Source organism: Pantoea rwandensis (assembly GCF_000759475.1).
Lineage (GTDB): Bacteria > Pseudomonadota > Gammaproteobacteria > Enterobacterales > Enterobacteriaceae > Pantoea > Pantoea rwandensis_B.
In genome coordinates, this window is record NZ_CP009454.1 from 910437 (window position 1) to 930915 (window position 20479).

The window sequence follows — 20479 nt, forward strand, 5'->3', positions numbered from 1 at the left end:
TTGGAGAAAGAAAATGGCAAGATATTTGGGTCCTAAGCTCAAGCTGAGCCGTCGTGAGGGCACCGACTTATTCCTTAAGTCTGGCGTTCGCGCGATCGATACCAAGTGCAAAATTGAACAACCACCTGGCCAGCACGGTGCGCGTAAACCGCGTCTGTCTGACTACGGCGGTCAGTTACGTGAGAAGCAGAAAGTTCGTCGTATGTACGGCGTACTGGAGCGTCAGTTCCGTAACTACTACAAAGAAGCAGCACGTCTGAAAGGCAACACCGGTGAAAACCTGTTGGCTCTGCTGGAAGGTCGTCTGGATAACGTTGTTTACCGTATGGGCTTTGGCGCCACTCGTGCAGAAGCACGTCAGCTGGTTAGCCATAAATCTATCCTGGTAAACGGTCGCGTTGTTAACATCGCTTCTTATCAGGTATCTCCGAATGATGTCGTTAGCATCCGTGAGAAAGCCAAACAGCAATCTCGCGTGAAGGCCGCTCTGGAGCTGGCTGAGCAGCGTGAAAAGCCAACCTGGCTGGAAGTTGATGCGACTAAGATGGAAGGTGTGTTCAAGCGTATTCCTGAACGTACTGATCTGTCTGCGGACATTAACGAACACCTGATCGTCGAGCTTTACTCTAAGTAAAGCTTAGTACCAAAGAGAGGACACAATGCAGGGTTCTGTGACAGAGTTTCTAAAACCGCGCCTGGTAGATATCGAGCAAGTGAGTTCGACGCACGCCAAGGTGACCCTTGAGCCATTAGAGCGTGGCTTTGGCCATACTCTTGGCAACGCACTGCGCCGTATTCTGCTTTCTTCCATGCCGGGTTGCGCGGTGACCGAGGTTGAGATCGATGGCGTGCTCCACGAGTACTCCACCAAAGAGGGCGTACAGGAAGATATCCTGGAAATCCTGCTCAATCTGAAAGGGCTGGCGGTAAGAGTTCAGGGTAAAGATGAAGTCATCCTTACTTTGAATAAATCTGGCATTGGCCCTGTGACTGCAGCCGATATTACCCACGACGGTGATGTCGAAATCGTCAAGCCGCAGCACGTGATCTGCCATCTGACCGATGAAAACGCATCTATTAGCATGCGTATCAAAGTTCAGCGTGGTCGTGGTTATGTGCCGGCTTCTGCCCGAATTCATTCGGAAGAAGATGAGCGCCCAATCGGCCGTCTGTTGGTTGACGCTTGCTACAGCCCTGTAGACCGTATCGCCTACAATGTTGAAGCAGCGCGTGTAGAACAGCGCACCGACCTGGACAAGCTGGTCATCGAAATGGAAACCAACGGCACAATCGATCCTGAAGAGGCGATTCGTCGTGCGGCTACCATCCTGGCAGAACAACTGGAAGCTTTCGTTGACTTACGTGATGTACGTCAGCCGGAAGTGAAAGAAGAGAAACCAGAATTCGATCCGATCCTGCTGCGCCCTGTTGACGATCTGGAATTGACTGTCCGCTCTGCTAACTGCCTCAAGGCAGAAGCTATCCACTACATCGGTGATCTGGTACAGCGTACCGAGGTTGAGCTGCTTAAAACGCCTAACCTTGGTAAAAAATCTCTTACTGAGATTAAAGATGTGCTCGCTTCACGTGGTTTGTCTCTGGGCATGCGCCTGGAAAACTGGCCACCAGCAAGCATTGCTGATGAATAATCAGATCACAGGTTAAGGTTTCACTGAGAAGGATAAGGTCATGCGCCATCGTAAGAGTGGTCGTCAACTGAACCGCAACAGCAGCCATCGTCAGGCTATGTTCCGCAACATGGCCGGTTCTCTGGTTCGTCACGAGATCATCAAAACGACTCTGCCGAAAGCCAAAGAACTGCGTCGCGTAGTTGAGCCGCTGATTACTCTTGCCAAGACCGACAGCGTAGCTAATCGTCGTCTGGCATTCGCCCGCACTCGTGATAACGAGATCGTGGCAAAACTGTTTAACGAGCTGGGCCCGCGTTTCGCGAGCCGTGCCGGTGGTTACACTCGTATTCTGAAGTGTGGCTTCCGTGCTGGTGACAACGCTCCGATGGCTTACATCGAGCTGGTTGATCGTCCAGAAGCTCAAGCAGAAGCTGCTGCAGAGTAATTTGCAGTAACGTAGAAAACCCGCTTCGGCGGGTTTTTTATTGCCTTCAATTCCCCATCTCCCCCATCTTTCGCTATGCTGAACGCTGTTGTCAGTCGCAGAGGTTCATTATGTGGTTAATTGACCAGCTGGTAGAGCAGCAGATACGCGCCGCGCAGGAAAAAGGTGAACTGAGTAATCTACCTGGTGAAGGTGCACCTTTGCAGCTCGAAGACGAAAGTGGCGTGCCGCCAGAGTTACGCACGGCATATCGACTGCTGAAAAACTCAGGTTTTTTACCCCCTGAACTTGAAATGCGCCGCGAAGCTGTGCAACTCAACGATCTTTTACAGCATTTGGATCCTGACGATCATCAAGTCAGTGAACTCAATAAAAGATTAACCCTGCTGGAGATGAAGTTACAGCAGGCCGGTATGAGCACAGATTTTTTACGTGGTGAATATGGCGGGCCCGTTCGGCATCGTCTATTGCAGGAGAAGTAACATGTATAAAATTGGCCAGCTGGCTAAACTTGCGGACGTCACACCTGACACCATACGTTTTTATGAAAAGCAGCAAATGATGGATCATGAGATTCGTACTGAAGGTGGCTTCCGTCTCTATAACGATGATGATCTTCAGCGCTTGCGCTTCATTCGCTATGGGCGTCAGCTCGGTTTTAGCCTGGATTCGATCCGCGGTTTATTATCGATCCGTATCGATCCCGAACACCATACCTGCCAGGAGTCCAAAGCGATCGTAGCCAGACGTCTGGATGAAGTGAATGGTATGATTACCGAGTTGCAAACCATTCAGCGCTCATTAGAACGTTTAGCCGCGACCTGTTGCGGGGAACTACATAGCAGCGCCTGCTGTTCTATCCTTGAAGCGCTGGAAAAAGGTGAAGAGCCGCAGGTGGAAATTTGTTGTAGCAAGGATTGAATTTCACGCAGGAAAGCCTATAGTTGCGCCATTATTAACCGGAGGACACTATGAGTCGCTATCAGCATCGCAAAGGCAAGATTAACGATAACGCTTTGGAGGCACTGTTACATGATCCGCTGTTTCGTCAGCGAGTTGAACAGAATCAGAAAGGGAAAGGCAGCTACCGACGTAAAGATAAACATGCGAAGGGTAGAAACTGGGAGGCCAGTGATAAGCAGAAAAGTTTATCACTGGCCTTCTGCTTTACAGACAAAAAAGCCGCCTGGACATGGCGGCTTTTTTATCACAATTTATCGCTGTTCTGCTGTTTCAACAGATCGCGAATTTCAGTGAGCAACACTTCTTCGTTGGTTGGTTTTGGCGCTGGTTTTTCAACTTCTTTCTTCTGATACAACTTGTTCATCAACTTGATGGCCATAAAGATGGCAAAGGCAACGATTACAAAGTCAAAAATGGTTTGAATAAAGTTACCGTATTCCATTACGACAGCAGGTACATCACCCTCGGCTGGTTTTAGGACCCACTTAAACTGTTTAAAATCGACTCCGCCAATCAGTAATCCCAGTGGTGGCATGATGATATTCGCGACCAGTGATGAAACAATCTTGCCGAAAGCGGCACCGATAATCACACCGACTGCCAAATCAACCACGTTCCCACGCATTGCAAAATCACGAAACTCTTTGAATAAACTCATTGTTATCTCCTTGCCTTGGCCAATGGCTAAAGTCTAACAAACCTTTGTGCAATTGCCATGATAACAGCGGATTAAGCAAAATTATCATGGCGGGCAAACGCCCGCGGCGATTTAGAGGAAGAAAGGACTTGGCTGGAAGAGACGTTCAACATCGGGGACAAACTTCTTATCTGTCAGGAACATAATGACATGGTCGCCCTGCTCAATACGCACATTGTCATTCGCGATGATGACTTCATCACCACGTACGACGGCACCGATTATCGTACCTGGCGGCAGTTTAATATCTTCAATTAAACGGCCCACCACGCGGGACGTGGTCTCTTCCCCGTGTGCGATAGCTTCGATAGCTTCGGCAATACCGCGTCGCAGTGAGGAGACGCCAACAATATCTGCCTTGCGCACGTGACCAAGCAGGGCGGAAATGGTGGCCTGCTGCGGAGAGATGGCAATATCGATCACGCTTCCCTGAACCAGATCGACATAAGCACGACGCTGGATCAAAACCATGACCTTTTTCGCTCCCATCTTCTTTGCGAGCATGGCCGACATAATGTTGGCTTCGTCGTCATTGGTGACGGCGATGAAAAGATCCACCTGATCAACATGTTCTTCGGCGAGCAATTCCTGATCTGAAGCATCACCATAAAACACCACGGTGTCGTGCAGACGTTCAGCCAGTTCTGCTGCGCGTTGTTGATTACGTTCAATCAACTTCACGCTGTACTGTTTTTCCAACCGCTGGGCCAAACCAAAACCGATGTTGCCGCCGCCGACCAGCATAATGCGTTTGTAGGGTTTCTCAAGGCGCTGCATTTCGCTCATTACCGCGCGAATATGCTGGCTTGCGGCAATAAAGAAGACTTCATCGCCCGCTTCGACAATCGTTGAACCCTGAGGGCGAATAGGGCGGTCCTGACGGAAAATAGCCGCTACGCGTGTATCGATATGCGGCATATGTTCACGCAAAATGGACAACGGGTTACCGACCAGAGGCCCACCGTAATAAGCTTTAACTACCGCAAGGCTCACTTTTCCTTCGGCAAAGTTAACGACCTGCAATGCGCCAGGATACTGAATCAGGCGATAGATGTTGTCGATCACCAACTGTTCCGGTGAAATCAAATGATCGATCGGCACAGCTTCCGGTACAAACAGCTTTTCGGCATCCCGCAAATATTCCGCTGCGCGAATACGGGCAATTCGGTTCGGTGTATTGAAGAGCGAATAGGCAATCTGACAGGCAATCATGTTGGTTTCGTCGGAATTGGTGACAGCAACCAGCATATCGGCATCTTCAGCGCCGGCTTCACGCAATATACGTGGATGGGAACCATGGCCGTGCACTACGCGCAGGTCAAATTTGTCCTGCAACGCGCGCAGACGGGTGGCATCCGTATCTACAACCGTGATGTCGTTATTTTCGCCCACCAGGTTTTCAGCAAGCGTGCCGCCAACCTGCCCGGCGCCGAGGATAATAATTTTCATCGTTGAATCGCCCTTGTCAGAATGCGCCGCGCTATTTTTTTATTAATTTAGCGTAAAAGAATCCGTCACCGCCATCAACGCTCGGGAAGACTTGCCACCCATTGATTTGGCCTTCGGGCAGCTGCTCAGCGACAGCATCATCGTGCTCAGCCAGAAAGGCCGCGATCTGCTGATGGTTTTCTTCGGGCAGGATCGAGCAGGTCGCGTAAAGCATCGTGCCGCCGGATTTCAAACGTGGCCAAACTGCATTGAGGATTTCGCGCTGCAGTGTAGCCAGCTCTGGGATATCACGATCACGGCGCAACCATTTAATATCAGGATGACGTCGAATCACACCGGTTGCAGAACAAGGTGCATCCAGCAGAATACGGTCAAATTGCTGGTCGCCGCACCACTCTGCAGGTGTCCGGCCATCGCCCTGGCGGACTTCGGCTTGCATGCCCAGGCGCTGGAGATTTTCATGCACGCGAGTCAAACGTTGTTGATCAATATCCACGGCCAGCACGTTTGCCTGAGGGGCGATTTCCAGAATATGCGTGGTCTTGCCGCCAGGTGCTGCACAGAGATCGAGAATGGCTTCATTGTTTTGTGGCTCAAGCAGCAGAGCACAGCGCTGTGCAGACAAGTCTTGTACTGTCACCCATCCTTGATCGAAGCCCGGTAGCTGACTGACGGGGGCAGGGGATTCAAGACGCAGAGCATCCGGCGCATCGGCGGGGAAAGCTGCTTTATCTTCAGCCTGCAACAGGCTTAGCCACGTATCGCGGCTATGATGCTGACGATTGACGCGCAACCACATCGGCGGACGCTGATTATTGGCGTCAACGATCTGCTGCCAACGATCTGGCCAGGCGGTCTGCAAACGTTTGAGTAACCAACCGGGATGCCAGTAGCGCTGCGGGCCTTGATCCACTTCAGCAAGCAGCGTTTCTTGCTGACGCTGGAACTGACGTAGCACACCGTTAATCAATCCCTTCAGCGCCGTGCGTTTTAGCACTTCTGCACCTGCAACCGTTTCGGCCAGTGCGGCATGTGCTGGCACGCGCGTGTACAGCAACTGATACAACCCAATCATGATCAGGTAGTGCAGCACGCGCTGCTTACCCGTTAGCGTGCGCTCCATCAGTTTGCCAATCAGCGCTTCCAGCTGCGGCAAAGTGCGCATTACGCCAAAGCAGAGTTCCTGCAACAGCGCGCCATCTTTATCAGCCAATGTTTTTTGCGCGCCAGGCAGAATGGCACTGAGTGATTCACCTTTATCTACCACGCGTTCAATGAGTTGCGCGGCAAGGCTACGCAGGTTAGTTGCTTTTTTCATATTCATTCATCAAACAAAAAGCCCGGTTAAACCGGGCTGGAGATCAGGCCAGAAGGGTGCCAGTGGCAAACCATTCACGACGCGAATTCAGCAGATCTTGCGCGGACATGGCTTTCTTACCCGCAGGCTGCAGCGAAAGTAGATTGAGTACGCCGTCAGCGGTGGCAATCTGAATGCCATTTTTATCAGCATGGATGATTTCGCCCGGCCGTTTGTTCTGATGAGGTAAAACGCTAGCCTGCCACACTTTGACGGGCTGATCCTCGATCAGGAAGAAACTCACCGGCCAGGGATTGAAGGCGCGAATGCAGCGCTCAAGCTGTACAGCAGAAAGTGACCAATCAAGACGCGCCTCTTCTTTGCTCAACTTTTCAGCGTAAGAAACCAGTGCTTCATCCTGCACTTCCGGTTGCGCTTTGCCGCTAGCGAGCAGGTCGAGTGTATCCAGCATGCCTTGTGGCCCGAGCTCGGCCAGTTTGTCATACAGTGATGCGCTGGTGTCTTCAGGCGTGATAGGGCAGGAGAGCTTATGCAGCATGTCACCCGTATCCAGACCCACATCCATCTGCATGATGGTCACGCCGGTTTCGCGGTCGCCAGCCCAGAGCGAACGTTGAATAGGTGCCGCACCGCGCCAGCGTGGCAGGAGTGAACCATGGACATTGATGCAGCCGAGTCGCGGCATATCGAGAACGGCCTTCGGCAGAATCAGGCCATAAGCCACCACGACCATGATATCGGCTTGCAAATCCGCGACCAGTTGTTGGTTCTCTTCAGGTTTTAGCGATTTCGGCTGAAACACAGGAACATCGTGTGACTGCGCCAGCACTTTGACGGGACCTGGAGTGAGTTTATTACCGCGGCCCGATGGACGATCGGGCTGAGTAAATACGCCAACCACCTGATGCTCAGAAGCAAGCAGCGCGTCGAGATGACGCGCTGCAAAGTCAGGTGTACCGGCAAAGATAATTTTTAGCGATGCAGACACAGTTTAACCTTCTGTTAGTACTCAGGCTTCGCGTGCATTCATGCGGGCCAGCTTTTCCAGTTTCTGTTTAATGCGCTGACGCTTGAGCGGCGACAGATAATCGATAAACAGCTTGCCATCCAGGTGGTCGATTTCATGCTGAATGCAAATTGCCAGCAGACCATCCGTTTCCAACTCAAAACTTTTACCGTCACGATCCTGCGCACGGACTTTGACCCATTCCGCACGCGGCACGAAGGCACGTTGTTCAGGGATTGAGAGGCAACCCTCTTCAATGCCGGTTTCACCGCTTTTTTCCAGCAGTTCCGGGTTAATCAACACCAGACGTTCGTCTCGATTTTCAGAAACATCGATAACAATGATGCGTTGATGAATGTCGACCTGAGTGGCCGCTAAGCCAATGCCTTCTTCGGCGTACATGGTTTCAAACATGTCATCGACAATGCGCTGAACGTCTGCGTTTACGGTAGCCACCGGCGCAGCGATTTTGCGAAGGCGATCATCAGGGAAATGTAATACCTGCAAAACTGACATAAATATCCAGATCTGTATGCGTTAAAGAAAAGATTACTACCTCATATTGTAGACTTTTTGTGGCCTGATTGACAGCATTGCACCGCATGTGAGCAGGCTTAAGGATGGACGCGTGGAGCGAGTGGAAGGGATACTCCGGCTGGCAAATGTTAAAGGCCTGCGCCGGCATCGCGTAGTGAATCTCGCGCGGAATTTGCAAAACGGTGCCGCCGTCGATGACGAATTACTGCACAGCCATGGTTTGAATGAATTGCAGCGCCAACAGTTTAACGATTATTGCCCACGGCAACTGGCGCGCACGTTACAGTGGCTGGATCAACCTCATCATCATTTAGTCTCCTGCATAGATGCTGATTATCCGGGCCACCTGGCTGAAATCAGTCAACGCCCCTCATTGCTCTATGTATCTGGTCACCTCTCCGTTTTGCAGACACCGCAATTAGCTGTGGTGGGCAGTCGGCACTGTTCCCACTATGGCAAAGAGTGGGGCACATGGTTTACACAGCAACTTGCACTCAGTGGGTTGACCATCACCAGCGGACTGGCTCGCGGTATTGATGGCGTTGCACACCGTGCAGCCTTGAATGCAAGTGGTAAAACAATCGCAGTGCTGGGTAGCGGCTTGCAACATATCTACCCCAAAAGCCATCAGTCGCTGGCGCAGGCGATCATGGATAACGAAGGGGCTTTAGTCTCTGAATTTCCTCTTGATATGGCGCCACATGCTGTTAATTTTCCGCGCCGTAACCGCATCATCAGTGGGTTGAGCCAGGGAGTGCTGGTCGTTGAGGCTTCACTGAAAAGCGGTTCGCTGGTCACGGCTCGCTGCGCGCTGGAACAAAATCGCAATGTTTATGCGTTACCCGGAGCATTGGGTAATGATGGCAGTGGAGGTACGCATTGGTTGATTCAGCAGGGAGCACTGTTGGTTGCCCATCCAAATAACATCCTTGAAGATTTGCATTCCAATTTGCAATGGCTGCCGGCAACCACTTCAGAAACAATATATTCACAAGACAGTGACGATGTTCCATTGCCATTTGCAAGCGTGTTGGCTAACGTAGGTGATGAGGTTACACCTGTTGACGTCGTCGCTGAACGTGCCGGCCAACCTGTGCCAGTTATCGCAGCCCAGTTGCTGGAGCTGGAGTTAGCAGGATGGATCGCAGCTGTACCCGGCGGCTATGTCCGATTGAGGAGGGCATGCCATGTTCGACGTACTTATGTACTTGTTTGAGACCTATATCCACAACGAAGCTGAAATGCGTGTTGACCAGGATAAATTGACCGATGATTTGGCCGATGCGGGTTTTCATCGTGAAGATATCTACAATGCGTTGAATTGGCTTGAACGTTTAGCGGACTATCAGGATGGTCTGGTCGCGCCAGTACAATTGGCTGCCGACCCGCTCTCAATGCGAATTTATACGGACGAGGAATGCCAGCGTCTTGATGCTGATTGTCGCGGTTTTATTTTGTTCCTGGAACAAGTTCAGGTGCTGAATATGGAAACGCGCGAGATGGTCATCGAACGGGTCACGGCTCTTGATACTCAGGAATTCGATCTTGAAGATCTTAAATGGGTGGTGCTGATGGTGCTGTTTAACATCCCTGGATGTGAAAACGCTTATCAGCAGATGGAAGAACTGTTATTCGACGTCAATGAAGGTATGCTGCATTAATTTGCGATTAATGTATCCGGAAATATGAGTAAACCAGCACTATTTTCTGTGCGTAAACACGATCCCTGCCCCGCTTGCGGGGCAGATTTAGTGATACGCAGTGGTAAACACGGCCCGTTTCTTGGCTGTGTGAATTATCCAACCTGTGATTATGTTCGTCCCCTGAAAAATCAGGCCGATGGGCATATCGTTAAAGTGCTGGAAGGGCACGTGTGTCCTCAGTGTGGCGCAGATAAAGTTCTGCGTCAGGGGCGATTTGGGATGTTTGTTGGTTGTAGCCACTATCCTGAATGTGATTACACAGAAACCATCGATAAGCCCGACGAGACCGCGATTGCCTGTCCCCAATGTCAGAACGGAAAGCTGGTTCAGCGCCGTTCGCGCTATGGCAAAACCTTTCACTCCTGCGACCGTTACCCCGATTGCCAATTTGCAATCAATGCAACGCCTGTTGAAGGTATCTGTCCGCATTGCCAGTTTCCCTTATTAATAGAGAAGAAAACCGTACAAGGCATGAAGCGCTTATGCGCCAGCAAACGCTGTGGCAAGCTCATCGCCCAGGACGAAGAACGATCATGAAGCAAAAAGCGTATGTTCCCGGAAGTCTCGAGTTTTGCATCGAGCAACTACAGCAGCAGGCGGTTATTGCCTATCCAACAGAAGCGGTATTTGGTTTAGGCTGTGATCCCGATAGCGAAAGCGCCGTCATGGCCTTACTGGCGCTCAAACAGCGTCCGGTTGAGAAAGGGCTTATCCTGATTGCAGCAGATTATGCGCAACTGGAACCCTACATTGCCGATCGTGAACTCACGGTGCTACAGCGTGAGCGCATGTTTGCTAGCTGGCCAGGGCCGGTGACTTATGTGGTTCCGACAACACCGTATACGCCTCGCTGGCTAACAGGGCGTTTCGATTCGCTGGCTATCCGCGTTAGCGATCATCCGGATGTGCAGGCACTTTGCCGTGGCTTCGGCAAACCATTGGTGTCTACCAGCGCCAATCTCTCCGGCGAGGCGCCGTGCCGCAATGCTGATGAAGTTGCACAGCAATTCGGTGCTCAATTCCCCGTGTTGCACGCTGCAACGGGCGGGCGGTTAAATCCTTCTGAAATTCGCGACGTTATCAGCGGCGAACTTATTCGTCAGGGTTAATTTATGGAACACTTCGCCGTTTTTGGTCATCCCATTGCACACAGTAAGTCACCATTCATTCATAGCCTTTTTGCCGAGCAGACAGGAATCGCGCACACCTATGGCCGGGTTTGTGCACCGCTGGAGGGGTTTCCTCAGTCAATTAGCGACTTTTTTACTGTCGGTGGAAAAGGTGCAAATGTCACACTGCCATTTAAACAACAGGCGTGGGAACTGGCCGATGAACTCAGTGAACGTGCAGCCTTATCTGGGGCGGTTAACACCTTAAAGAAAAAGGCAGATGGCTCGATCTTTGGTGATAATACCGATGGGATTGGCCTGCTAAGCGATCTGGAACGATTGAATTTGATCCGTTCTGGTGACCGCATTTTACTGGTGGGAGCCGGTGGGGCAGCTCGAGGTGTGATCCTTCCCCTGCTTTCTTTTGGATGTTCAGTGGTAGTGGTCAACCGAACGGTTGCCCGCGCTGAAGAATTGGCAGATATCTTCCAGCATAGTGGGGATATCCAGGCCAACGGCTTTGCTGAGCTCTCCGGTCAGGCATTTGATCTGATCATCAATGCAACCTCCAGTGGCGTTGAGGGTAAAGTGCCGCCGTTGCCAGACTCATTGATCACCCCGCAAACACGCTGCTACGACATGTTCTATCAGCAAGGGCTGACGCCATTCTTGTTGTGGTGTCAGCAGCACGGTGCGGGTCAGCTGGCAGATGGATTGGGCATGCTGGTGGGGCAGGCGGCGCATGCTTTCCAACTGTGGCATGGCGTGATGCCAGAAATTACCCCCGTTATTGCTCAATTAAAGCAGGCCATGAAGGAGTGAATCAGGCGATCCATTTTCCCGATCGTGAACGTTGGGACGAGGAACGAGGAGCGATCGTCTTTCCGGTGCTGGTGCAAGGAATGGAGTTAACTTGTGCTATCAAGCTCGACGGATTACAGGATCGATTTGGAACGGGTGCTGCGATGGCGCTGTTTAGCGCGCATCGCTGGGATCTGGAAGAAGAAGCGGAAGCGCTTATCCGGCAGGATGAGATAGATGATCAAGGTTGGATCTGGCTTTCCTGAGCGAGGTATTCATCTTTCCAGCCAACATAATTGCTCGATGAATAGAGCAGGCCTGCGATTTCCGCCTCACTCAATGGGCGGATTTGTTTAACCGGGCTGCCTAAATAGAGATAGCCGCTCTCCAGTCTTTTACCCGGCGGAACCAGACTACCCGCTCCAATCATGACATCCTCTTCAACAAACACACCATCCAGCAAAATCGATCCCATGCCAACCAGTACGCGATCGCTGATATGACAGCCGTGCAGCATCGCTTTATGACCGACAGTCACGTCTTCACCAATCACTAAAGGATGCCCTTCCGGGTTGCTGGTGGACTTGTGCGTGACATGTAAAACGCTGCCGTCCTGAATATTGCTTCTTTTACCTATCACAACTTTGTTCACATCACCGCGGATAGCAACCAGCGGCCAGATGCTGACATCGTCGGCGAGTTGCACTTCACCCACCACCACGCTACTGCGATCGATCATTACGCGATCGCCGATTTGTGGAAAATGGTTCTTATAAGGTCGTAGGGCTACAGACATGATCGTTCTCCTTTTGCATTTTTCCCCTAGCCTGCGGCTTATCAGGCGGGCAAACAAGATGAATTTTGAGCGGATCGCTCGCGATCGCAGCGAAAAGATTGAAAACTCGCCAGTCGATTAAAAAGATCGAAAAAAGGGGTTGTGCAAAAAAATCGGATCCCTATAATGCGCATCCACTGAGACGGCAAAGCGGCAACGCAAGCGGCTAAGCAGGGAGTGAAGCGATTCACCCCGCCAGATAAAACGCTGAAAAAAGTGTTTGACTCTGAAGGAGGAAAGCGTAACATACGCCACCTCGCGACAGACGGTTAACCCGCTGTTCGCACTGCTCTTTAACAATTTATCAGACAATCTGTGTGGGCACTCGCAGGATTGATATCAGCGTCTCCGGACGTAAAAAATATCAAGTCTCACGAGTGAACACATAATGAAATTCATTATGACGTTTTACAGATGAGCATCGCTGCACTTGTTGCAGCAAATCAAACTTTAAATTGAAGAGTTTGATCATGGCTCAGATTGAACGCTGGCGGCAGGCCTAACACATGCAAGTCGAACGGTAGCACAGAGAGCTTGCTCTTGGGTGACGAGTGGCGGACGGGTGAGTAATGTCTGGGAAACTGCCCGATGGAGGGGGATAACTACTGGAAACGGTAGCTAATACCGCATAACGTCTTCGGACCAAAGTGGGGGACCTTCGGGCCTCACACCATCGGATGTGCCCAGATGGGATTAGCTAGTAGGTGGGGTAATGGCTCACCTAGGCGACGATCCCTAGCTGGTCTGAGAGGATGACCAGCCACACTGGAACTGAGACACGGTCCAGACTCCTACGGGAGGCAGCAGTGGGGAATATTGCACAATGGGCGCAAGCCTGATGCAGCCATGCCGCGTGTATGAAGAAGGCCTTCGGGTTGTAAAGTACTTTCAGCGGGGAGGAAGGCGTTAAGGTTAATAACCTTGGCGATTGACGTTACCCGCAGAAGAAGCACCGGCTAACTCCGTGCCAGCAGCCGCGGTAATACGGAGGGTGCAAGCGTTAATCGGAATTACTGGGCGTAAAGCGCACGCAGGCGGTCTGTCAAGTCGGATGTGAAATCCCCGGGCTTAACCTGGGAACTGCATTCGAAACTGGCAGGCTAGAGTCTTGTAGAGGGGGGTAGAATTCCAGGTGTAGCGGTGAAATGCGTAGAGATCTGGAGGAATACCGGTGGCGAAGGCGGCCCCCTGGACAAAGACTGACGCTCAGGTGCGAAAGCGTGGGGAGCAAACAGGATTAGATACCCTGGTAGTCCACGCCGTAAACGATGTCGACTTGGAGGTTGTGCCCTTGAGGCGTGGCTTCCGGAGCTAACGCGTTAAGTCGACCGCCTGGGGAGTACGGCCGCAAGGTTAAAACTCAAATGAATTGACGGGGGCCCGCACAAGCGGTGGAGCATGTGGTTTAATTCGATGCAACGCGAAGAACCTTACCTACTCTTGACATCCAGCGAATTCGGTAGAGATACCTTAGTGCCTTCGGGAACGCTGAGACAGGTGCTGCATGGCTGTCGTCAGCTCGTGTTGTGAAATGTTGGGTTAAGTCCCGCAACGAGCGCAACCCTTATCCTTTGTTGCCAGCGGTCCGGCCGGGAACTCAAAGGAGACTGCCAGTGATAAACTGGAGGAAGGTGGGGATGACGTCAAGTCATCATGGCCCTTACGAGTAGGGCTACACACGTGCTACAATGGCGCATACAAAGAGAAGCGACCTCGCGAGAGCAAGCGGACCTCATAAAGTGCGTCGTAGTCCGGATTGGAGTCTGCAACTCGACTCCATGAAGTCGGAATCGCTAGTAATCGTAGATCAGAATGCTACGGTGAATACGTTCCCGGGCCTTGTACACACCGCCCGTCACACCATGGGAGTGGGTTGCAAAAGAAGTAGGTAGCTTAACCTTCGGGAGGGCGCTTACCACTTTGTGATTCATGACTGGGGTGAAGTCGTAACAAGGTAACCGTAGGGGAACCTGCGGTTGGATCACCTCCTTACCTGAAGATACCTTCCCGCGCAGTGCTCACACAGATTGTCTGATAGAAAAGTAACGAGCAGAAAAAACCTCTACAGGCTTGTAGCTCAGGTGGTTAGAGCGCACCCCTGATAAGGGTGAGGTCGGTGGTTCAAGTCCACTCAGGCCTACCAAATTTCTTCTCATGCTGCGTTAAAGCGCCGCTCGTATAGCTCACTATACGTCGCGACCCTTTGCCTTGCCTGAAAAGAAATTACCGTTTGAAAAAGCGGAACTCCTGGTGAGTGGTAGTAGTGGTCTCTGCAGTAACTGTATGGGGCTATAGCTCAGCTGGGAGAGCGCCTGCCTTGCACGCAGGAGGTCAGCGGTTCGATCCCGCTTAGCTCCACCATTACAGTGACTCAAAACAATACTTCAGAGCGTACCGGCAACGGTAGGCTGCGAAGTATTATGCTCTTTAACAATCCGGAACAAGCTGAAAATTGAAACGACACGTCGCGTTCATTCTCCGTAATAAGAATGAATAAACGATGTGTTCGAGTCTCTCAAATGCTTGCAGTCTGCATGCGTTGTAAAACGCCTGTGGGTTGTGAGGTTAAGCGACTAAGCGTACACGGTGGATGCCCTGGCAGTCAGAGGCGATGAAGGACGTGCTAATCTGCGTAAAGCGTCGGTAAGGTGATATGAACCGCTACAGCCGACGATGTCCGAATGGGGAAACCCGGTGCACTCTGTGCATCATCGCAACATGAATACATAGTGTTGCGAGGCGAACCTGGGGAACTGAAACATCTAAGTACCCAGAGGAAAAGAAATCAACCGAGATTCCCCCAGTAGCGGCGAGCGAACGGGGAACAGCCCAGAACCTGAATCAGTTTGTGCATTAGTGGAAGCGTCTGGAAAGTCGCAGGGTACAGGGTGATACTCCCGTACACAAAAATGCACATACTGTGAGTTCGAAGAGTAGGGCGGGACACGTGGTATCCTGTCTGAATATGGGGGGACCATCCTCCAAGGCTAAATACTCCTGACTGACCGATAGTGAACCAGTACCGTGAGGGAAAGGCGAAAAGAACCCCGGCGAGGGGAGTGAAACAGAACCTGAAACCGTGTACGTACAAGCAGTGGGAGCCTGATTTGTCAGGTGACTGCGTACCTTTTGTATAATGGGTCAGCGACTTATATTCTGTAGCAAGGTTAACCGTATAGGGGAGCCGCAGGGAAACCGAGTCTTAACTGGGCGTTAAGTTGCAGGGTATAGACCCGAAACCCGGTGATCTAGCCATGGGCAGGTTGAAGGTTGGGTAACACTAACTGGAGGACCGAACCGACTAATGTTGAAAAATTAGCGGATGACTTGTGGCTGGGGGTGAAAGGCCAATCAAACCGGGAGATAGCTGGTTCTCCCCGAAAGCTATTTAGGTAGCGCCTCGTGAACTCATCTTCGGGGGTAGAGCACTGTTTCGGCTAGGGGGCCATCCCGGCTTACCAACCCGATGCAAACTGCGAATACCGGAGAATGTTATCACGGGAGACACACGGCGGGTGCTAACGTCCGTCGTGAAGAGGGAAACAACCCAGACCGCCAGCTAAGGTCCCAAAGTCATGGTTAAGTGGGAAACGATGTGGGAAGGCACAGACAGCCAGGATGTTGGCTTAGAAGCAGCCATCATTTAAAGAAAGCGTAATAGCTCACTGGTCGAGTCGGCCTGCGCGGAAGATGTAACGGGGCTAAACCATGCACCGAAGCTGCGGCAGCGACGCTTAGGCGTTGTTGGGTAGGGGAGCGTTCTGTAAGCCGTTGAAGGTGTGCTGTGAGGCATGCTGGAGGTATCAGAAGTGCGAATGCTGACATAAGTAACGATAAAGCGGGTGAAAAGCCCGCTCGCCGGAAGACCAAGGGTTCCTGTTCAACGTTAATCGGAGCAGGGTGAGTCGACCCCTAAGGCGAGGCTGAAAAGCGTAGTCGATGGGAAGCAGGTTAATATTCCTGCACTTGGTGTTACTGCGAAGGGGGGACGGAGAAGGCTAGGTTATCCGGGCGACGGTTGTCCCGGTTTAAGCATGTAGGCGGAGAGTTTAGGTAAATCCGGACTCTTTTTAACGCTGAGGTGTGATGACGAGTCACTACGGTGGTGAAGTAACTGATGCCCTGCTTCCAGGAAAAGCCTCTAAGCTCCAGGTAACACGAAATCGTACCCCAAACCGACACAGGTGGTCAGGTAGAGAATACCAAGGCGCTTGAGAGAACTCGGGTGAAGGAACTAGGCAAAATGGTGCCGTAACTTCGGGAGAAGGCACGCTGGCGCGTAGGTGAAGGGACTTGCTCCCCGAGCTGAAGCCAGTCGAAGATACCAGCTGGCTGCAACTGTTTATTAAAAACACAGCACTGTGCAAACACGAAAGTGGACGTATACGGTGTGACGCCTGCCCGGTGCCGGAAGGTTAATTGATGGGGTTATCCGCAAGGAGAAGCTCTTGATCGAAGCCCCGGTAAACGGCGGCCGTAACTATAACGGTCCTAAGGTAGCGAAATTCCTTGTCGGGTAAGTTCCGACCTGCACGAATGGCGTAATGATGGCCAGGCTGTCTCCACCCGAGACTCAGTGAAATTGAAATCGCTGTGAAGATGCAGTGTACCCGCGGCAAGACGGAAAGACCCCGTGAACCTTTACTATAGCTTGACACTGAACATTGAGCCTTGATGTGTAGGATAGGTGGGAGGCTTTGAAGCGTGGACGCCAGTCTGCGTGGAGCCAACCTTGAAATACCACCCTTTAATGTTTGATGTTCTAACGTAGGCCCGTGATCCGGGCTGCGGACAGTGTCTGGTGGGTAGTTTGACTGGGGCGGTCTCCTCCCAAAGAGTAACGGAGGAGCACGAAGGTTGGCTAATCCTGGTCGGACATCAGGAGGTTAGTGCAATGGCATAAGCCAGCTTGACTGCGAGAGTGACGGCTCGAGCAGGTGCGAAAGCAGGTCATAGTGATCCGGTGGTTCTGAATGGAAGGGCCATCGCTCAACGGATAAAAGGTACTCCGGGGATAACAGGCTGATACCGCCCAAGAGTTCATATCGACGGCGGTGTTTGGCACCTCGATGTCGGCTCATCACATCCTGGGGCTGAAGTAGGTCCCAAGGGTACGGCTGTTCGCCGTTTAAAGTGGTACGCGAGCTGGGTTTAGAACGTCGTGAGACAGTTCGGTCCCTATCTGCCGTGGGCGCTGGAGAATTGAGGGGGGTTGCTCCTAGTACGAGAGGACCGGAGTGAACGCACCACTGGTGTTCGGGTTGTCATGCCAATGGCATTGCCCGGTAGCTAAGTGCGGAAAAGATAAGTGCTGAAAGCATCTAAGCACGAAACTTGCCCCGAGATGAGTTCTCCCTGACTCCCAGAGAGTCCTGAAGGGACGTTGAAGACGACGACGTTGATAGGCCGGATGTGTAAGTGCAGCGATGCATTGAGCTAACCGGTACTAATGACCCGTGAGGCTTAACCTTACAACGCCAGAGGCGTTTTTTGAGAGACGCAGAAGTAGATTTTCAGCTTTGTTCGAACGGATTGATTTGCGCGGCCTGCGAGGGCGGCGTGAATAACAGAATTTGCCTGGCGGCTGTAGCGCGGTGGTCCCACCTGACCCCATGCCGAACTCAGAAGTGAAACGCCGTAGCGCCGATGGTAGTGTGGGGTCTCCCCATGCGAGAGTAGGGAACTGCCAGGCATCAAATTATAGTGTGCTGATATGGCTCAGTTGGTAGAGCGCACCCTTGGTAAGGGTGAGGTCCCCAGTTCGACTCTGGGTATCAGCACCAGTTTTAAAGCGTGAGTTCGGTAAATGACAGAATTTGCCTGGCGGCTTTAGCGCGGTGGTCCCACCTGACCCCATGCCGAACTCAGAAGTGAAACGCCGTAGCGCCGATGGTAGTGTGGGGTCTCCCCATGCGAGAGTAGGGAACTGCCAGGCATCAAACACAGAAGCCCTGAACGAAAGTTCAGGGCTTTTTTGTATGTTTAAAACTCGCAACCAGGCTCAAGATTCACCAAAAACGTCGAAATGAGTCAATGCGAAATAATATTACGGGCATAAAAAAGCCTCTGCACAGATTGTGCAGAGGCTTAAGTAGCTCATTGAATATCAATGGATAACTTGAGAAAGGAAGGCGCGTGTACGTTCTGATTTAGGATTCGCGAAGAACTCCTGCGGCGGCGCTTCTTCAACGATCTCTCCGCGATCCATAAAGATCACCCGGTCCGCCACAGTACGCGCAAAGCCCATCTCGTGCGTCACGCATAACATCGTCATACCATCTTCTGCCAGACCAATCATGGTATCGAGAACCTCTTTCACCATTTCTGGATCGAGTGCTGAGGTGGGTTCATCGAACAGCATGATTTTCGGTTTCATACACAGCGAACGCGCGATCGCCACACGTTGTTGCTGCCCTCCTGACAACTGTCCTGGAAACTTATGGGCATGTTCCGCGATACGCACGCGTTGCAGATAATGCATCGCTAACTCTTCCGCTTCTTTCTTCGGCATCTTACGCACCCAAATCGGTGCCAACGTGCAGTTTTGCAACACAGTAAGATGCGGGAACAGATTGAAATGCTGGAATACCATGCCGACTTCGGTGCGTACACGCTCAATATTGCGCACATCATCGTTAAGATGGATGCCATCTACTACGATACGGCCTTGTTGATGCTCTTCTAAATGATTGATGCAACGAATAGTCGTCGATTTCCCGGATCCCGAAGGCCCGCAAAGAACAATGCGTTCGCGGGGTTTCACCAGTAAGTTAATATCTTTAAGAACATGGAACTGACCGTACCATTTATTCACGTTTTCGAGCGTAATCATCATGGCGTCAGCCGCATTAGTCATAATTTGTGTCATGTAAAACCTCAGTGCGATTTACGCCCGGTGTGGAAGCGCTTCTCCAGATGCTGGCTATAGCGCGACATGCTAAAACAGAAAATCCAGTAAACCATGGCAGCAAACACATAGCCTTCGGTAGACATACCCAACCAGGTGGGGTCAACGGTGGCTTGCTGCACGCTACTGAAGAGATCGAATAGGCCGATGATGATCACCAGGCTGGTATCTTTAAACAGTGCAATGATGGTATTCACTAATCCGGGGATGGTCAGCTTGAGTGCCTGCGGCAGAATAACCAGCATCTGCGTTTTCCAGTAGCCGAGTGCCAGTGATTCTGCTGCTTCAGTCTGCCCTTTTGGCAGCGCTTGCAAGCCGCCACGTACCACTTCTGCAACATAAGCGGACTGGAACAGAATCACTCCAACCAGCGCACGTACCAGCTTGTCGATGGTTGTGCCCTCAGCCATAAACAGCGGCAGCATCACCGATGACATAAACAGCACGGTAATCAAGGGTACACCGCGCCAGAACTCGATGAAAATGACTGACAGGGTGCGAACCACTGGCATTTTTGAACGACGAGCCAGCGCCAGCAGAATCCCCAACGGCAGTGCGCCGGCGATGCCAATTGAGGCAATAATCAGCGTTAGCGTTAGGCCGCCCCACTGGCGGGTTTCCACGCGATCCAGCCCCAGATAGCCGCCATACATCAGCAGCCAGACAACAATCGGGTAGATCACCGCCCAGCAGGCAATGTAGCGACCACGGCGTGGCATTGACTTAATGAACATGGGAATGATCGACACTAAGCCAACCATTAACGCCAGATTAATGCGCCAGCGCAGTTCGTGCGGATAAAGTCCATACATAAACTGGCCAAAACGTGCGTGGATGAATACCCAGCATGCACCTGCTTTGGTGCAATCTGCACGTGTTTCGCCAATCCAGTTGGCCTGGAAAATCAGCCACTCCAGCGCCGGTGGAATCACACTCCAGATAATCCAGAAGCTGAACAACGTGAGCAGGGTATTCAGCCAGCTGGAGAACAAATTTTTGCGCGCCCACAGCCAGGCTTTCCCTAACGGATTGCTGGGTGCAGGCGATGTATCGTGTGTGGTAACAGACATAATGATCC

The 20479-nt window shown here is 51.7% G+C and carries 19 protein-coding genes, 3 tRNA genes, 4 rRNA genes and 1 pseudogene; 19 read left to right on the plus strand and 8 right to left on the minus strand.

Annotation, left to right across the window (positions count from 1 at the left end):
* The first annotated feature begins 13 nt into the window (after positions 1-13).
* From rpsD to LH22_RS21005, 6 genes and pseudogenes are all read left to right on the plus strand, one after another.
* The gene (gene rpsD, locus LH22_RS04150; RefSeq protein WP_007891687.1) at positions 14-634 is read left to right on the plus strand and encodes a 30S ribosomal protein S4; all 621 of its coding nucleotides are present in this window, start codon (positions 14-16) and stop codon (positions 632-634) included.
* A gap of 25 nt (positions 635-659) precedes the next feature.
* Positions 660-1649, plus strand: a complete 990-nt coding sequence (locus tag LH22_RS04155; RefSeq protein ID WP_007891688.1) for a DNA-directed RNA polymerase subunit alpha — start codon at positions 660-662, stop codon at positions 1647-1649.
* A gap of 40 nt (positions 1650-1689) precedes the next feature.
* Positions 1690-2076 (plus strand): 50S ribosomal protein L17, encoded by a 387-nt coding sequence (gene rplQ / locus LH22_RS04160; RefSeq protein ID WP_003850180.1) that lies wholly within the window; start codon positions 1690-1692, stop codon positions 2074-2076.
* Positions 2077-2186: 110 nt separating this feature from the next.
* On the plus strand, positions 2187-2558 hold the full coding sequence (locus LH22_RS04165) for a DUF1992 domain-containing protein (RefSeq protein ID WP_038644337.1): 372 nt from the start codon (positions 2187-2189) through the stop codon (positions 2556-2558).
* A gap of 1 nt (position 2559) precedes the next feature.
* Complete coding sequence (gene zntR / locus LH22_RS04170) at positions 2560-2997, plus strand: Zn(2+)-responsive transcriptional regulator (RefSeq protein ID WP_038644339.1); 438 nt, start codon at positions 2560-2562, stop codon at positions 2995-2997.
* 50 nt (positions 2998-3047) lie between these two features.
* Positions 3048-3245, plus strand: a pseudogene (locus LH22_RS21005) (alternative ribosome-rescue factor A); the annotation flags it as partial.
* A 38-nt stretch (positions 3246-3283) separates the two neighbouring features.
* On the opposite strand, the gene mscL reads toward LH22_RS21005, so the two are convergent.
* The 5 genes from mscL to def all read right to left on the minus strand — a co-directional run bounded on the left by mscL (position 3284) and on the right by def (position 8025).
* Complete coding sequence (gene mscL, locus LH22_RS04175) at positions 3284-3697, minus strand: large-conductance mechanosensitive channel protein MscL (protein ID WP_034830732.1); 414 nt, start codon at positions 3695-3697, stop codon at positions 3284-3286.
* Between the two features lie 111 nt (positions 3698-3808).
* On the minus strand, positions 3809-5185 hold the full coding sequence (gene trkA, locus LH22_RS04180; protein ID WP_038644340.1) for a Trk system potassium transporter TrkA: 1377 nt from the start codon (positions 5183-5185) through the stop codon (positions 3809-3811).
* A 31-nt stretch (positions 5186-5216) separates the two neighbouring features.
* Entirely contained in the window at positions 5217-6503 is a 1287-nt protein-coding gene (gene rsmB, locus LH22_RS04185; protein WP_038644341.1) for a 16S rRNA (cytosine(967)-C(5))-methyltransferase RsmB, read from the minus strand.
* A gap of 43 nt (positions 6504-6546) precedes the next feature.
* Positions 6547-7491 (minus strand): methionyl-tRNA formyltransferase, encoded by a 945-nt coding sequence (gene fmt, locus LH22_RS04190; RefSeq protein ID WP_038644343.1) that lies wholly within the window; start codon positions 7489-7491, stop codon positions 6547-6549.
* A 21-nt stretch (positions 7492-7512) separates the two neighbouring features.
* Positions 7513-8025: a peptide deformylase gene (gene def, locus LH22_RS04195; RefSeq protein ID WP_034830726.1), complete on the minus strand. Its 513-nt coding sequence runs from the start codon at positions 8023-8025 to the stop codon at positions 7513-7515.
* Positions 8026-8137: 112 nt separating this feature from the next.
* Here def and dprA point away from each other — a divergent pair, with 112 nt between their 5' ends.
* From dprA to LH22_RS04225, 6 genes are read left to right on the plus strand one after another with little or no spacing between them, the layout of a single operon-like run.
* Positions 8138-9262: a DNA-protecting protein DprA gene (gene dprA, locus LH22_RS04200; RefSeq protein WP_038644345.1), complete on the plus strand. Its 1125-nt coding sequence runs from the start codon at positions 8138-8140 to the stop codon at positions 9260-9262.
* Positions 9234-9707: a DUF494 family protein Smg gene (smg, locus tag LH22_RS04205; protein ID WP_034830723.1), complete on the plus strand. Its 474-nt coding sequence runs from the start codon at positions 9234-9236 to the stop codon at positions 9705-9707. The genes dprA and smg overlap by 29 nt, the downstream gene beginning before the upstream one ends.
* Before the next feature lie 24 nt (positions 9708-9731).
* A complete protein-coding gene (locus LH22_RS20030; RefSeq protein ID WP_071845583.1) occupies positions 9732-10286 on the plus strand; it encodes a DNA topoisomerase family protein in 555 nt (184 codons plus the stop codon).
* A complete protein-coding gene (tsaC, locus tag LH22_RS04215; protein ID WP_038644346.1) occupies positions 10283-10858 on the plus strand; it encodes an L-threonylcarbamoyladenylate synthase type 1 TsaC in 576 nt (191 codons plus the stop codon). The genes LH22_RS20030 and tsaC overlap by 4 nt, the downstream gene beginning before the upstream one ends.
* Positions 10859-10861: 3 nt before the next feature.
* Positions 10862-11680, plus strand: coding sequence for a shikimate dehydrogenase (aroE, locus tag LH22_RS04220; RefSeq protein WP_038644347.1), 819 nt, complete (start codon positions 10862-10864; stop codon positions 11678-11680).
* On the plus strand, positions 11677-11925 hold the full coding sequence (locus LH22_RS04225; protein ID WP_038644349.1) for a DUF1488 domain-containing protein: 249 nt from the start codon (positions 11677-11679) through the stop codon (positions 11923-11925). The genes aroE and LH22_RS04225 overlap by 4 nt, the downstream gene beginning before the upstream one ends.
* Here LH22_RS04225 and LH22_RS04230 read toward each other — a convergent pair.
* Complete coding sequence (locus LH22_RS04230; RefSeq protein WP_038644350.1) at positions 11901-12455, minus strand: gamma carbonic anhydrase family protein; 555 nt, start codon at positions 12453-12455, stop codon at positions 11901-11903. The two genes, LH22_RS04225 and LH22_RS04230, sit on opposite strands and share 25 nt — an antisense overlap.
* Positions 12456-12946: 491 nt before the next feature.
* Between LH22_RS04230 and LH22_RS04235 the strand changes: the two genes are divergently transcribed.
* From LH22_RS04235 to rrf (LH22_RS04265), 7 genes are all read left to right on the plus strand, one after another.
* A 16S ribosomal RNA gene (locus tag LH22_RS04235) occupies positions 12947-14486 on the plus strand.
* A gap of 74 nt (positions 14487-14560) precedes the next feature.
* Positions 14561-14637: transfer RNA gene (locus tag LH22_RS04240), tRNA-Ile, on the plus strand.
* A gap of 142 nt (positions 14638-14779) precedes the next feature.
* Positions 14780-14855, plus strand: a tRNA-Ala gene (locus LH22_RS04245).
* 202 nt (positions 14856-15057) lie between these two features.
* Positions 15058-17965 (plus strand): 23S ribosomal RNA (locus tag LH22_RS04250).
* A 105-nt stretch (positions 17966-18070) separates the two neighbouring features.
* Positions 18071-18186, plus strand: a 5S ribosomal RNA gene (rrf, locus tag LH22_RS04255).
* 15 nt (positions 18187-18201) lie between these two features.
* A tRNA-Thr gene (locus LH22_RS04260) sits at positions 18202-18277 on the plus strand.
* A gap of 36 nt (positions 18278-18313) precedes the next feature.
* A 5S ribosomal RNA gene (rrf, locus tag LH22_RS04265) occupies positions 18314-18429 on the plus strand.
* Together the 16S, 23S and 5S rRNA genes with 3 tRNA genes alongside form the textbook arrangement of a ribosomal RNA operon.
* A 171-nt stretch (positions 18430-18600) precedes the next feature.
* Here the strand turns inward: rrf (LH22_RS04265) and LH22_RS04270 are convergent.
* Both LH22_RS04270 and LH22_RS04275 read right to left on the minus strand, forming a co-directional pair.
* Positions 18601-19362 (minus strand): amino acid ABC transporter ATP-binding protein, encoded by a 762-nt coding sequence (locus LH22_RS04270; RefSeq protein ID WP_034830190.1) that lies wholly within the window; start codon positions 19360-19362, stop codon positions 18601-18603.
* An 8-nt stretch (positions 19363-19370) separates the two neighbouring features.
* Positions 19371-20471 (minus strand): amino acid ABC transporter permease, encoded by a 1101-nt coding sequence (locus LH22_RS04275; RefSeq protein WP_038644352.1) that lies wholly within the window; start codon positions 20469-20471, stop codon positions 19371-19373.
* Positions 20472-20479 lie beyond the last annotated feature (8 nt).